The sequence below is a fragment of the Larkinella humicola genome, assembly GCF_008727875.1.
GTDB lineage: Bacteria > Bacteroidota > Bacteroidia > Cytophagales > Spirosomataceae > Larkinella > Larkinella humicola.
Map to the genome: position 1 here is coordinate 552,821 of NZ_VTWS01000005.1, position 14,732 is coordinate 567,552.

8 protein-coding genes are annotated in these 14,732 nt (G+C 53.0%); 2 read left to right on the top strand and 6 right to left on the bottom strand.

Annotated elements, in window-relative coordinates:
* Positions 1-105: 105 nt before the first annotated feature.
* A complete protein-coding gene (locus F0P93_RS21105) occupies positions 106-1,620 on the bottom strand; it encodes a TolC family protein (RefSeq protein WP_150879619.1) in 1,515 nt (504 codons plus the stop codon).
* A gap of 67 nt (positions 1,621-1,687) precedes the next feature.
* On the opposite strand from F0P93_RS21105, the gene F0P93_RS21110 reads away from it, so the two are divergent.
* The gene (locus tag F0P93_RS21110; protein WP_191908880.1) at positions 1,688-2,509 is read left to right on the top strand and encodes an aminotransferase class IV; all 822 of its coding nucleotides are present in this window, start codon (positions 1,688-1,690) and stop codon (positions 2,507-2,509) included.
* A 9-nt stretch (positions 2,510-2,518) separates the two neighbouring features.
* Here F0P93_RS21110 and F0P93_RS21115 read toward each other — a convergent pair whose 3' ends face one another.
* From F0P93_RS21115 to F0P93_RS21125, 3 genes are all read right to left on the bottom strand, one after another.
* Positions 2,519-3,211, bottom strand: coding sequence for an ABC transporter ATP-binding protein (locus F0P93_RS21115; protein WP_150879623.1), 693 nt, complete (start codon positions 3,209-3,211; stop codon positions 2,519-2,521).
* A gap of 120 nt (positions 3,212-3,331) precedes the next feature.
* Positions 3,332-5,713: an ABC transporter permease gene (locus F0P93_RS21120; protein WP_150879625.1), complete on the bottom strand. Its 2,382-nt coding sequence runs from the start codon at positions 5,711-5,713 to the stop codon at positions 3,332-3,334.
* A gap of 216 nt (positions 5,714-5,929) precedes the next feature.
* Entirely contained in the window at positions 5,930-6,970 is a 1,041-nt protein-coding gene (locus F0P93_RS21125; protein ID WP_150879627.1) for a DUF4097 family beta strand repeat-containing protein, read from the bottom strand.
* Between the two features lie 513 nt (positions 6,971-7,483).
* Here F0P93_RS21125 and F0P93_RS21130 point away from each other — a divergent pair.
* A complete protein-coding gene (locus F0P93_RS21130; RefSeq protein ID WP_150879629.1) occupies positions 7,484-9,808 on the top strand; it encodes a tetratricopeptide repeat-containing sensor histidine kinase in 2,325 nt (774 codons plus the stop codon).
* 5 nt (positions 9,809-9,813) lie between these two features.
* Here the strand turns inward: F0P93_RS21130 and F0P93_RS21135 are convergent, their stop codons facing one another.
* Together F0P93_RS21135 and F0P93_RS21140 are read right to left on the bottom strand one after the other, a co-directional pair.
* A complete protein-coding gene (locus F0P93_RS21135) occupies positions 9,814-12,240 on the bottom strand; it encodes an ABC transporter permease (protein ID WP_150879631.1) in 2,427 nt (808 codons plus the stop codon).
* A gap of 91 nt (positions 12,241-12,331) precedes the next feature.
* A complete protein-coding gene (locus F0P93_RS21140) occupies positions 12,332-14,731 on the bottom strand; it encodes an ABC transporter permease (RefSeq protein WP_150879633.1) in 2,400 nt (799 codons plus the stop codon).
* Between the last annotated feature and the right edge of the window lies 1 nt (position 14,732).

The following is a 14,732-nucleotide window of genomic DNA, read 5'->3' on the forward strand; positions in this document are numbered from 1 at the left end:
ATGAACAATGAATAATGAGCATGAATGTGAGACTGAATACGCAAACGCCAGAAATAACAGGACTTGCAAATTATTCAATATTCATTATTCATTGTCCATTATTCGTTAAAAAGACAACGGTTTATTTTGGTAAAAATCAAGAATCTTGGTTCGGAAAACGTAATCAAATTTGGCCTGCACCAAATTGGCCCGCGAACGGTCGAGGTTATTTTTGGCAATGTTGTAATCCACCGAGTTCAAAGCCCCGGCATTAAACCGGCTTTCGGCCGCCTGGAACGCTTTCTCAAGCGATTCCACCTGAATCTGGGTAGCCCGGTAGCGGTTCGCGCCTGCCAGCATGTTGGTGTAGGCCGTTTCGATGTTCTGACGGAGCGTCAGCCGGGTATTGTCGGCATTAATTTCCGAGGTTTTCTGCGTGATGGTCGCGTTGGTGATCCGGTTGCGAGCTATAAACCGTCCGAAAATCGGAACGTTCAGGTTGAGTGAAGCTCCCCGGTTCAGGTTGTTATTCAATTGTTCGCCATACGTGAAATTCTCATTCCGGTAAGCCGTCTGAACCACCGAAATCGTGGTCTGGACCCCATTCATGATGACATTGAGCGGAACCAGGGTGGTTCCATTCTCAAACTGTTTTTGCCGCCCCACACTTGAATACAAGGTACTCAGGCTTCCGCTCAGTGACAAGGTCGGGAACAATTGGGCCTTCGCTACTTTTACCCCCTCGGCATCACTCCGTACCCGCAATTCGGCGGCTTTCACGTCCGGCATAAACTGGAGAGCCGTTTCATAAACACCCTGTGCCGTAGCAGAATACGGTTCCAAGGTCGGATCATCAAGCTGGTATTTTTCCACTTCCAGCGTACCGGGTGACGGTGCGCCACTATTCCCCGCCGGTACGTTCATGGCCTGGAGCAACGCCAGTTTGGCTAAATCCAGGTTATTCTGGGCATTCACAACGGTCAGTTCGTCGTTGGCCACCTGCGCACGAAGGTCATACAACTGGGCTTCGGCCAGGGTTCCGGCATTGACCAGTTTCGTGGTGCGGTCCAGTTGACCGCGGGTTGTTTCTACCTGGCGACGGGCAATGTCGAGCTGTTCCTGATACGTCAGTACGTTGAGGTAGTTCTGTACGACCAGAATCGAGACGTTATTTTGAATGGCCTGCAAATTCATTTGGGTCGACTGCAGAAACAAATCATTTTGCTTAATCGCCTTTTGCAGGGCAAATCCATTGAATACCGTCACCTGCCCCTGAAGCTGGTAGTTGTTGGAACTGACAGATGATTCGATGAATGTATTCGTTGCCGGGTTGATGTTGCGCCCGGAGCTGAATGACTGACCGGCGTAGCCATTGATACTGGGCAACAGGTTTAATTTCGATTGACGAAGTTGAAGTTCACTGCTCTGCACGTTTAACTGGCCCTGCTTGATTTGCAGGTTGTTTTGCAAGGCGATGTCGATACATTGCCGCAATGAATACCGCTGGGAAACCGGTGCCGTCTGGCTGGTCTGTACCGTTGTCTGGGCATTCGTTGCGTTCACGATGAGCCCCAGTAGCGATGCCAGGATCGTTGTTCTAAACCGGATCGCCGGACCGTTGTTGATAGTAAATCGCTTCATGGTTGTTCAATGTTACAAAGTATCTTGCGTACTCATTAACTATTTTAGATAAACGGTGAAAATGCAAATGAACGTGGTTTTAAACGGGGATGTAGTGCCGGAAGAGGCCGTTGGGTTACCCCTCAACGACCGGGCATTTCAGTACGGCGACGGCTTGTTTGAGACCCTCCGTTACCAACACCATGAAGTCCGGTTCTGGGCAGATCATTACGACCGGCTCACCCGGGGAATGGAAGCCCTTTCGATCCGGTTGCCTCCCCAATTCACTTCCGACAGGCTCCAAAGCCAGGTCATTGAACTCCTGAAAGCCAACCACCTGCTCGATCAGACGTCGCGCATCAAACTCCAGGTCTGGCGACAAACCGGAGGTCTATACACGCCAACGAGTTTTCAGCCCCACTACCTGATTACCGCCCGAACCGGTTCGGCTTTTGCCCTGTCTGAAAAAACCATAGTGGGCTTCTTCGACGCCGTCCGACTGTCACCCTCAACGGTTTCGGCCTATAAAACCCTCAATGCGTTGCCCTATGTGCTGGCCGGGATTGCCAAACAGCAGCAACAGGCCGACGACCTGATTCTGCTGGATACGCACGGCCACCTGGCGGAGTGCATCGCGTCGAACCTCTTCTGGCTGGTGGGCGACGTGCTCTTCACGCCATCGCCCACCAGTGGCTGCATCGAGGGCATTCTGCGCCGGCAACTGATCCGGCGGGCTCCGCACCACGGCCTTTCGGTGCAGGAAGGACTCTTTTTGCCCGAAGTGCTCACCAGGGCCGATGCGGTTTTCTGCACCAACATCAGCGGCATTCAGTGGATTCGGCGCATTGGCGAAACCGTGTTTGACGAGACGCTGATGAATCGAATCAGACCGGTTTTTGCGGATTTGTAGCGCGGCTATTTACTCCCGCTCCAGCGATGGTACCTGAAACGATTCCAGCCAGCCGTCTTTCAGCCGCAGAATTCGGTTGCCGTATTCGGCGTTCGCTTCCGAGTGCGTCACCTGCACAATGGTCACGCCGTCTTCCTTGTTCAGTTTTTTAAACAGGTCCATGATCTCCTTTGCGTGGTCGGAGTGCAGGTTGCCGGTCGGTTCGTCGGCAAAAATCACCTTCGGCTGCGATGCCACGGCGCGGGCAATACCGACCAACTGCTGCTGACCGCCCGAGAGTTGCGACGGAAAAAGGTCTTTTTTCGCCACCATGTTAAACCGGTCGAGCAATTCGGCCACCCGGCTTTTCCGTTCCGACGACGACATGCCTTTGTAGAGCAGAGGAGTTTCGATGTTTTCATACACCGTCAGTTCGTCGATCAGGTGATACGCCTGAAACACAAATCCGATGTAATTCCGGTGCAATTCGGTGCGACGTTTCTCCGACAATTTCTGTACCGGCTGGTCAAAAAACAGGTACTCCCCTTCCGACGGCTCCTCCAGCATCCCCAGAATGTGCAACAGGGTGGATTTTCCCGATCCCGATGGCCCCATGATGGAGACAAACTCGCCTTCGTTGATATCGAGCGTGATATTACGAAGTACGTACGTCTTACCGAAACCGGCGGGGTAGTACTTGGAAACGTTCTGTAGTGAAATCATAATTTGGTATAGTTGAAAACCGTAAACTCTTCCCTTTGGGAGTGAAGAATTAAAAGTTATGAGTGAAGAGTTATTCGTCGACACGTATTTTTAACTCTTCACTTTTAACTCTTAACTTTTTTATTCACTCCGCAAACTATCCGCCGGATTCGACAAGGCAGCCCGATAGGTCCGGATTCCGATGGTCAGCCCACCCAGCCCCAGCAACAAACCAATGCAGCCGCCCAGGGTTTCAAAACCGATCGAAACGTGATAGGCAAAATTAATCAGAAAAGCCATTCCGGCCAGATACCCCAGCGGGATGGCAATTGCTCCGGCAAGGAGCAGTAATTTAACAAAATCCCACGACAGCAGCCAGATAATTTGACGAACCTCGGCGCCCATCACTTTCCGGATGCCCACTTCCTTGATGCGGGTCTCGGTCGTGTACGTAACCATGCCCAGCAGACCCAGACAGGCAATGGAAAACGCCAGCCCCGTCAGCAGGCTCATGAAATCGATGTCGTCTTCGTGGCTATGGCGTTCGTATAAAAAATCAGCATACCATTGCGCGGCAAACGGTTCGTACGGATTGAGTCGTTTCCAGATGCGTTGAATAGCAGGCAGCGCGGAGGCTTCGGCACCGGCAGCGATTTTTACATTCAGATATCGGAACTCCTTCGGCTGATACCGTAGTATAAGCGGTTTGATAGCCCAGTTGAACGTTGTAAACCGGAAGTCTTTCAACACGCCGGCAATCTGCACTTCCGTGCTGTCGTTCAGCCAAAGTGATTGCCCTACCACCTCCCGCGGGTTGCTGAACCGAAAGGCTTTTGCAGCTTCTTCATTGACCAGAATAAACCGCCCCGACGCACCGTCACCGGTTGCATTCGCGGTCATTTCGGGTAAATTCTCACCCGCCAGCAAGGTCAGATCCATGTTGGCTACAAAATACTGATCGACGGCAGAACTGAAAATCAGGACTGAATCGCCCCCCGATCGCTGTCGGCGGGCTCTTATCAAATCGCCACCGTGGCCGCCAAACAACTCCGACGTGGCCGACACCCGCTCGACGCCCGACACCCGGTTTAATTCATTCGCCAGCCGCTGATACGGCACACCATGGAGTGGAATGTTCAGAATGCCTTCGCTCCGAAAACCGTAATCCGCCGTTGCCATGTAGTTCTGTTGCCGCGCCATCGAAAGGAGCGCAATCATGGCAATTAACGCAATCGAAAACTGCGCGACAATCAGCGACTTCCGCAGGGTAATTCCTTTAAAAACCTTTAAGCCTGTCTGGCTCCGCAACACCTGGGCCGGTCGGAAACCGGACAACACCCGGGCCGGAACGAAGCCCGCCAGCAAGCCCGCCGTGATGCTAAACCCGACAAAAACCGCCCACATCGTGCCATTCAATTGAACCCCGCCAATGAGCCATTGCTGCACAAACGGCATCGGTTCGATCAGCAACAGGAGCAGATAGGCAACGCCCAGCGCCAGCACCGACAACACCACCGACTCGGCCATGAACTGGGCCATCAGTTGCCAGCGCACGGCTCCGGATACTTTCCGAATGCCGACTTCGCGGGCGCGGCTCAGCGACCGGGCGAGTGTCAGGTTGACGTAGTTGAAAACCGCTAATAACAAGGTGACCAGGCCAACGGCCATTTCGGTCGCCAACTTGCCCCAGCTTACCTCCCAGGTGCCCATTTGCAGGTCATTGCGCGAGGGAGAAAGCGTGGTCAGGGGTTGCGCCCGAAAAGTGTAGCCTTTCTCGGACGTAAACCGAAGGTCTTTTGTGGCACGCGCGGCAATTGCGGGCAACGCTTTTTCGAGCAATTCGACCGAAGTGCCTTTTTTCAAAGCGACGTAGGTATAACCGGCAGCATAGTGTTTCCAGTCCGTGTGCTGCTTGCGGTTTTCGGCTGAAAGCGTCGCCATGGAAAGTGCCAGACCAAACCGCAGGTGCGACCGGATTGGCAGCGGTTTGAACACGCCCGTCACCGTGATCGTACCGAACTCTTTGTGGTGGATGGTTTTACCAATCGGGTTCGACCGGCCAAAAAACTTCTCAGCCGTTTGGGGCGTCAGCACGGCGGTATGGGGTTCCATAGCCGGTTGACCACTGGCCAGTTTGTAGCCTAAAACCGTAAAGAACGCCGGATCGACGGCACAATAGGATTCCTGAAGCATTTTCCGATCGACCGTAAACTCGGCATACGTGCGAATGACGCGGGCGGTTTGTTCCACAAATCCGTAGTCCCGTTTCAGTACCCCGGCCAGCGGCATCGGCGTGCTGGCATAAGCAACTACCTGATTTTCACCACTCGTTACATCGGTCAGGATGCGGTACGTTCGCTCCGGGTTCGGATGAAATTTCCCGTAATCAAACGCGCCTTTAATGTCGATCAAGGCCAGCAGGCACACCATGATGCCGGATGACAAACCCACCACATTGATGACGGAAAACAGCTTGTGCTTCCAGAGATTGCGAAAAGCGATGACGACGTAATTGCGGAACATGGCGTTCAGAGGATCAGACTGCCTAGAAAGACTCAAGGCTTATGCCAGAAAACCAAAAGGCTGATAATTAACGCCATACGCGCATTAAAAACAAAAGAGTGTCCGGTGACGGACACTCTTTTGTTCACAAACGGACAGGAAGGGGAGTGAAGAATTAAGAGTTATGAGTGAAGAGTTATATGCGTCAGCCAACTCTTCACTCACAACTCTTAACTTTTACCTGTTCACATACACACTCCCGCTCCCGGCGGAGATGCGGACGGGAACACCACCTCCGTTCAGACGGCCCCGGACGCGGTCTTTCTCCACCGTTCCGTCGAATTTACTCAGCGGAATATCGACCCGGTTTCCGGACAAATCAAGGTCGATACCCTGATCCAGCGGCATCCGGACTTTCACGCTGCCCGGCCCACCCGACAGCCGGACGTATTCGCCCAGTTTGGTAATTTCAACGTCCATTCCGCCCCCGCTGGTGCTGGCTTCAACGCTGCCCGAAATACCCGACAGCCGAACCGAACCGCCAGACGTACCGGCCACGAGTTCGCCCTTGATGCCCTCGCCTTTCACACTGCCGCCACTGGTGCGCGCATTGACCCGGCCGCTCAGGTTGGCCAGATGGACACTGCCACCCGAGGTCCGCAGATCCAGGTTGCCGTCAGAATCTTCGGCGTGGATGGACCCGCCACTGGTCGACAGGTCGATGTCTTTCCGGCAGCGATCCAGGTGAATGCTCCCACCCGACGTCCGGCCTTTGATCAGCCCTTCGACACCGGTCAGGTGCAGGCTTCCACCACTGGTGGCAAAGTTCTGACTCCCCACCAGGTTGCTCAGCCGGATGCTGCCCCCACTGGTGTGCAGGTCGGTTGCGAAGGTTTTGGGCGTGTATACTTTAAACGAAATGCTGATCGACCGTTTCCAGTCCCAGTTGTCCCGGTTTTTCCGTTTGGCCGTTGCAATGACGGTATTTCCTTCAACGCCCAGTTTGATGTCGTATTCTTTCAGCCGTTCTTCGATTTCGTCTTTGGAGAGTTTGTTGCTCGGCCAGTTGTTGCCCCGTACGTACATTTCAACTTTGACGCCACTTGATTGATTGCCTTCTACCGAGATGCTGCCGCCGGAGGTTTCCACCCGAACGGTGTTCAGGCTACCGGAGAAATTCTTGGTCTCGTAGGGGGTTTCATCGTTGTCCTGGGCAAAAGAATGAAAGGAGAAGGCGATGGCACACGCAGCAGTGAAGAGGAAAGATGAACGTTTCATGGTATTTGTGTTTGAGATTGTTGGAGAGTTGGGTAAAAGATGCAGAATGCACGAACGGAGTTGCATCGTTTCTGATGAAAGACGATCAAAGAATATACCACAACCAGCAAGTTTCTATCTATCAACGACTTACCAAACCGTTCAATTTCAAAACTGTCCGGGAACGGACGGTTGTTTAGGACAAACCAGCCGTAGATCGCGGTCGTTACCCAAGAAACGATCCAATTCGTTCCCGCTCGGGCCAATCGGAAAAATCATTCGGAGAAATAAGTCCGCAGGCGTATTTTTTAGAAAAATTAAATGAACCGATGGTTTCAGGGGTCCAACCGAACTTTTTACCCCATCAACGCCGATACACTAACCCGGCCCGGCCCCTTACCGGGTTGACGTATACATCAGCACGTTATCACTAATTCAGTTACCTTTAGTTAACGGTTTGTCCAAAACAGTGTACACAATTGATTGCCAACCCGTTGCACAAATACCCAATCCATTCGTTAGTAAACAGGAGTAATGAAAACCGTTCTTTTTCCCGGGTTATTCATGGTGATGGGTTTGTCCGCCCATTGCCAGACCAGCCAACAACTGTTGACTCAATTAAAAACCGCACAACAGGATACAACCCGCCTGCGGCTATATACAGAACTGAGTGAGGCCTATCGGAAGAATTACCAGTATGATTCGTTGTTCTTTTCGGCGCAGCAGTTGCTCGCTCTGGCCTCGAAACGTCCGCATTCCGACTATACCGGCCTAGCCAACTATTACCTGAGTGTTTCTTACAAGGAAAAGAAGGATCTGGTTCAAGGGAAGGAGGCTCTGCGAAAGGCGGTTGCGCTGCTGGAAAAGGGTGGCAAAACCGGACGGACGCCCTACGCACACCTTGCCCTGGTTCGGATGTATTCGAGCGACAAGGAGTTCAAAAAGTCACTGGCTCTGGCGCATTCCAGTGTGGCCACCCTTGAACGTCAGAACGACCCCCGGTCGGTTTTGAAAATGTACAAAGAAATGACGTCCATCTACTACACACTGGATCAAAATGATTCACTGTATAGTACGGCGCAGAAGTACCTTCGTTTAGCCACCCGGCTTCATTCGGTGTACGACCTCGGTTTTGCTCACCTTAATCTGGGTTTTTACTATTTGGCAAAAGGCGTTTTCAGCCAAGCGATTGAACACCACAAGCAGGCGTTGCGGCTGCATCAGCAGGAAAAAAATGCCGGTGAGATTGCCTACCACCACATGGCGCTGGGAACAACCTATGGCTACAATGGGGACAAACAACGCTCTATCTCTCACTTGTTAACGAGCTTAACCTACCTGGAAACCCGTCATACCGCCAATACGCTGAATGTCTACCTGATGCTGGTGGCCAATTACCGGGGCCTGAACGAGCGCATGCGTGCTTTGTATACAGAAAAATACATGCAACTGGTTAAAACGACAGACGATGCTATTTTGAACGCGAATGCGTATAAACTGAAAGCCGAGATTTTTGAAGACCAGAAACAGTATGGCAAAGCCCTGCCCTATCGAATTCAGGGATTGAAGCTCATGCGAAAAACCCAGGTTCCGGTGTATACCCTCGATGCGCTGTATTGGACCGCAGCCGCACTTCGCAACGAAAACCGGTCGTCGGAGGCTCTTCCTTACCTGAAAGAAGCCCTTTCACTGGCCAATCAGATGCAGGTAACGTACTGGCAGTGTTATGTCGGACAGGAAATGGCGAAAAATCTGGCCCGGCTCAACCAACCTCAGCAGGCACTGCGGGCCGCCAACCAGGCGTTGGCTATCGCTATGAAATTCGACAATGCCTATGATTTATCGATGGCGTATGCCACCCTGACCACGGTGCAGGAAGCGACCGGCCAATACCGCCAGGCACTGGCTACCTATAAAAAATACCACGCTGCGAAAGACAGCACCAACAGCGTTGAACGTGCGAAGCAGATTGCCCGGATCCAATCTCAGTATGACCTGGAGAAAAAGGAAGCTACCATCCTGCTGCTTAACAAGAATGCCCAGCTTCAGAAACTGAACGCCCAGCAGCAACAGAAAGAGCTGGTTATCGCCAACCAGCAACGGTTTGCTTTGTTACTGGGTATGGGAGCCCTGGCATTCATTCTGGGGGTTATCGTCTTCTTTCTGAGACAGCGAACCCGGCAAAAACGGAAAATTGAAATTCAGGCGCAACAACTTGGAGAAACCAACGCCCTGAAAGATCAGCTCTTTGCCATCATCGGTCATGACCTCCGCAGCCCCGTCGCGAGTATGAAAAGTTCGCTGATGCTGATCCGGTTGAAGAACCAGCCCGTTGAGGAACTGGACGAGATGGAATACCAGGTCAACGGCTTATACAACACGCTGGACAATTTGCTGTACTGGTCGCTCAACCAGCGGGAGGGAATCCGGGTCGTGTCCCGGTCTGTTAACCTGTCGGATATTGCCTACGACGTTTTGGAATCTTTCGAGGGAATGATCCGGCTCAAAAAACTCATTGTTACCGCCGACCTCGAAGACTTCATGGTCCGCATGGACGAAAACCTGACGTTGCTGGTGTTCCGGAACATTCTGCACAATGCGTTGAAGTTTACGCCGGAGGGCGGTGCCATCCGGGTCAGCATCCGGCAGGAACCTACCCAGATCCACTTGATCGTCACCGATACCGGCATTGGCATGGACAGGAACCGCGTTACCCAGGCCGCTACGGAAGAACGGGGCACCGGCCTGGGTTTGCGGATATCGAAAGACCTGATGATCCGCAACGGCGGTTGGCTCAGCATCGATAGCCAGTTGGGCAAAGGCACTACAGTTACACTCAGTTGGCAAACCGGTTCCTAGCCGGGCTATTCGCTCCGCAGGCTCTTCACCGGATTCATCAATGCGGCTTTGATGGACTGGAAGCTCACCGTGACAAACGCGATGAAAACCGCAACGGTGCCGGCCAGTACGAACACCCACCACGGCACGTCGATCTTGTAGGCAAAGTCTTTCAGCCACGCGTTCATGCCATACCAGGCAATGGGCGACGCAATCAGAATGGCAATGAGCACCAGCCGGAGAAAATCTTTCGACAGCAAACCCACAATGCTGGCGGTGGTGGCCCCCAGCACTTTCCGAACGCCAATTTCCTTCGTCCGCTGCTCGGCCATGAAAGCCGCCAGCCCGAACAGCCCCAGGCACGCAACCAGAATGGCCAGTACCGAGAACGTCAGCACGATTTGCCCGACGCGCTGTTCGGCGCGGTACATGGCATCGAAACTATCGTCCAGAAAAGAATAACTAAACGGCATTCCCGGGGCCATTTGCTTCCATTTGGCTTCGATCTGCTTCACCAGCGCGGGGATATCCTGACTACTGAGCCGGAACGATACGGCACCTTGATTGGGGTCCATCATCAACGCCACCGAACCAATATTCTGCCGCAGAGACTCAAAATGGAAGTTTTTCACGACGCCAATCACCGTGTACGTTTTGAAAACTTTACCCTCATCGTCCAGCATCCGCCACACCCGTTTTCCGATGGGATCTTTAAAACCGAAAACCTTGACGGCGGTTTCATTCAAAATGATTCCGGTTGAATCGGCCCCAAACTCCCGCGAGAAATTCCGGCCTTCTTTCAGTTCCATGCCCAGGGTCGGGATGTACTCATAATCGACACCCCACTGCTGCGTCGAAACCGCTTTGCTTTGCTCCCGCTGTCCCTCCGGAAACAGCGGACTGTCGCTCCGGTTCGAAGGCACGGGCAAATAGCCGGACACCGAACCGTTCGTCACACCGGGCAGTTTTCGCACCTCGTCTTTAAAGGCCTGCGTCTGCTTTCCCAGCGCATAGGCTTCGTTGATGGTCAGCACCTGATTGCGGTTGAACCCCACTTTGGTCGTCTGAATGAAATTGATCTGGCGATAAACCACCATCGTTCCCACAATCAGAATCACCGACATCATGAACTGAAAAACCACCAGCCCGCTCCGCAAACCCGCACTTTTCAGCCCCAGATTGATCTTGCCTTTCAAGACGCTGATGGGCCGGAACGACGACAGGAAAAAAGCCGGATAACTCCCCGCCAGCAAGCCGACGCCCAGCGGCAACGCGAGCAAAACCGGCAGAAATTGCGGCATAAACAGGTGATCGATGGTCAGTTGTTTGCTTGAAATGTCATTGAAAAAGGGTAATGTCAGCGCGACGATCACCAGCGCCAGCCCCATCGCCAGAATGGCCATCAGCACGGATTCGGTCATAAACTGCCCGATCAATTGCCGTTGCACCGATCCCAGCACTTTCCGAACCCCAACTTCCTTGGCCCGGTTGGCCGAACGGGCCGTCGAGAGGTTCATGAAATTGATGCAGGCAATCAGCAAAATAAAAATCGCCACCGCCGAGAACGTATATACGTACTGAATGTCACTGTTGGGGGCCAGTTCAATGTTCTGTTTGGAGCGCAGGTGAATGTCGGGCATCGGAATGAGTGAGTAGTCGATCCGGTTTCCGGATTTACGCAACTGGTCGATCGTCGTACCGACAAACTCCTGAGCCTGTGGCCCCACATATTTCTGAATGATGGTTTCAAAATTCTGACTAAACCGTTGGGGGTCAACGCCTTCTTTCAGGAGAATATAGGTTTGGTGGTTATTGCTGAGCCATCTTCCCCACTCATAATTGTCACTTCGCATGCAGACAAAAAAATCGGTATGGAAATGGGAGTTGGTCGGCATGTCGCGCATGACAGCCGTTACCCGATAGGTAAACGCATTGTCAAACAGCAGCGTTTTCCCGATCGGATTCTGGTTGCCAAAATGCCGTTTGGCCGCCGATTCACTAATCACCACCGTATTGGGTTCCACCAGCGCCCGTTTCGCGTTGCCGACCACCAGCGGCAGCGTAAACACATCGAACAGGGTCGAATCCGCATACATGATGTCGTTTTCCCGCAGGCTATTCGTCTGCCCCGTCTGCTTGACGAGAAACGTACCGCGCCCGTGTATCCGCACAAAGTTTTCGACCTGCGGATAATCTTTTAGCAAGGTTGGCCCCATCGGATCGGGCGAAACGGCCATGTGCATGTCGTTGCCGCCAAATTTGATATCGGTATTGATCCGGTAGATCCGGTCGGCTTTTTCGTGAAACCGGTCGAAGCTCAGTTCATCCACGACATAAAGCGTAATCAGCAGACAGCAGGCCAGGCCCGTAGCCAGACCAAAGATATTGATGAACGTAAAGCCCCGCTGTTTGCGGAGGTTTCGGATGGCGATTTTGAGGTAGTTTCTGAGCATAACTTTTTAGTTATGAGTGAAGAGTTAAGAATTAAAACGGCTTGAGCAGTTGGCGACTGCATTTTTAACTCATCACTCTTAATTCTTCACTCTATTCCGAACGAAGTGAAGTAACAGGATTCATTAATGCGGCTTTTGCGGACTGAACCGAAACCGTTGCCAACGTAATGAGGCTGGCCAGCAAACCGGTTGCGCCAAACACCCACCATCCAATCTCGATTCGGTAGGTGTAGTCCTGCAGCCAGGTGCTCATCAGCCACCACCCCAACGGCGCGGCTACCGCAAACCCCAACAGCACCAGCCGACCAAATTCCCGGCCAAACAGCCAGAGAATCTGCCCGACACTCGCCCCCAACACTTTCCGCACGCCAATTTCTTTCGTTTTTGATTCAGCCATAAACGACACCAGACCGTATAAACCCAGGCAACCGATCAGGATGGCAATCAGGGAAAACACCTGCGCAAAACCCAGCATGATGGTTTCGGCGGTGTAGAAGCGATCCATGATTTCGTCCATGAACTGGTAATGAAAGACCAGTTCGGGAAATAAACCGTTCCAGGTTTTTTCGACCTGCTTCAGCGTTTCGGCGAGGTGAGCCGGACTGACTTTCAGGGCGGCCATGCGGTTTTCGCTAAACGCTTTAAAAATAACCGTCGGTGCCACCGCCATCCGCAGCGAGTTGACTTGGAAATCGTTCACCACACCCACCACCGTCCGGTCGATGCCCAGCACGTTGAGGTGTTTCCCCAGAATGGCATCGGGCGAGGGCAAGCCCAGCCGCTTCACCAGCATCTCATTGACAATGATTTCCCTGGCGACGGTATCGCCGGATAGAAAATTACGACCGGCCCGTAGTTTCAGGCCAAACAGGGGCACATAGTTTCCGTCCCCAATTTTAGTCTGGGTTTCGAATTTTTCCGGCTCGGCCCGGTTGTCAAACGTAAACGGGCTCTTGTTGATGATGGAAGACGCGGGCGGAGCGTTGCCGAAGGCTACGTCCTGAATCGCCCCGATTTGCCGCAACCGACTCCGCAGCGTTTCCTGCCTGAGCGGATCAGGCGTCGGAACCGGAATGGTCAGAACGGTTTCTTTCGTAAAACCCAAATCGACATTGCGAACATACCGCAACTGCGCCATCATCACAAGCACACTGATGACGAAGAGTTGCGTAATGAAAAATTGTACCACGACCAGCCCGCGACGTACCGAAATGCCGCCCACCTGCTCGGTTGTCATTTTCCGGCGCAAAGCCGCTATTGGATTAAACCCCGACACAATGAGCGACGGATAAAAACCGGCCAGCCCGATCACACACCCAATCAGCAGCAGGAAAAGCAGCAACGACTTTGGCTGCAGCAGGTCTGTCAGCGAAAAATCGGCGTTGAAAATCGCCATCGTCTGGTTAACCAACGGCAGCCCGGCCTGCGCCAGGGCCAGGGCCAGCGCCACAGCCGCCAGCGTAATCAGGGCGGTTTCGGTCATAAATTGCCGGAACAACTGCCCCCGGGTGCTGCCCAGTGCCTTCCGAACGCCCACCTCTTTTGAACGCCGGAGTGCCTGAGCCGTGGCCAGATTGACGAAATTGATGCAGGCTGCCAGCACCAGAAATACCCCAACAATCGCCATCGCATACAGCAGTTTTAGCTGCATCCGACCGCCGTAGGTCGTATTGAAGTGAATGTCATGCAGAGGTTGGGCGTGAAAATGATAGAATCGGGCATTTTCAGGGGTGTAATATGTTTGGATAATGCCCGGAAAAACCGCTTCCAACTGGCCGACCGGCGTATTTTCCGGCAGCGTAACGTAGGTCATTTCTTCGCTATTGAGGTCATCCCAGTTCTGCAACGACCGGGCTTCCAAACCCAACACCGTACTGTAAGAGATATACACCTCATCGCTCAGATTGGTTGCCACCGGATGATCTTTCAGAACGCCGGTCACCGTCAGATTCAGGTTGTTGTCCAGTCGCAGGGTCCGGCCAATCGGGTTGGCGTCTCCGAAGTATTTGTGGACGTATTTTTCCGTCAGCACCACGGAATTCGGCGCAGTCAGGGCGGTTTTCGGCGTACCGGTTTTCCACTGAAAATCAAATGCCTCGAACAGATCAGGATCGGCAAACGCGACCGTGCGCTCTTCCTGAAACTTCCGGAGAAAACCGCCATCGGCCCGGGGTATGCTCAGCAAAGTTCCCCGCAGCCGTTTGATCCGGGCGACCGTTTCGATGAAGGGATAATCACGACGCAACACCCCGGCCAGTGCCTTCGGCGTTCCCCGCGAATAGGTAGTCGTTTCGTAGGTCAGCTCCGTCACCACGCGGTAGATCCGGTCGGCCTTTTGGTGGTAGGCATCGAATCCAAGCTGAAACCCGACGACCAGAAAAATCAGAATACCGCACGCCAGCCCGACCGCCAGCCCAATTACATTGAGCAGACTGTAGGTCCGGTGCCGCAACAAGGTGCGGAAGGCCACTTTGAAGTAGTTTTTTAGCATA

Coding starts and splice junctions, on each gene's coding strand:
- F0P93_RS21120 (WP_150879625.1), bottom strand. CDS start 5,713: ATGTTCCGCAATTACGTCGTCATCGCTTTTCGCAATCTCTGGAAGCAC.
- F0P93_RS21125 (WP_150879627.1), bottom strand. CDS start 6,970: ATGAAACGTTCATCTTTCCTCTTCACTGCTGCGTGTGCCATCGCCTTC.
- F0P93_RS21135 (WP_150879631.1), bottom strand. CDS start 12,240: ATGCTCAGAAACTACCTCAAAATCGCCATCCGAAACCTCCGCAAACAG.
- F0P93_RS21110 (WP_191908880.1), top strand. CDS start 1,688: ATGAACGTGGTTTTAAACGGGGATGTAGTGCCGGAAGAGGCCGTTGGG.
- F0P93_RS21130 (WP_150879629.1), top strand. CDS start 7,484: ATGAAAACCGTTCTTTTTCCCGGGTTATTCATGGTGATGGGTTTGTCC.
- F0P93_RS21140 (WP_150879633.1), bottom strand. CDS start 14,731: ATGCTAAAAAACTACTTCAAAGTGGCCTTCCGCACCTTGTTGCGGCAC.
- F0P93_RS21115 (WP_150879623.1), bottom strand. CDS start 3,211: ATGATTTCACTACAGAACGTTTCCAAGTACTACCCCGCCGGTTTCGGT.
- F0P93_RS21105 (WP_150879619.1), bottom strand. CDS start 1,620: ATGAAGCGATTTACTATCAACAACGGTCCGGCGATCCGGTTTAGAACA.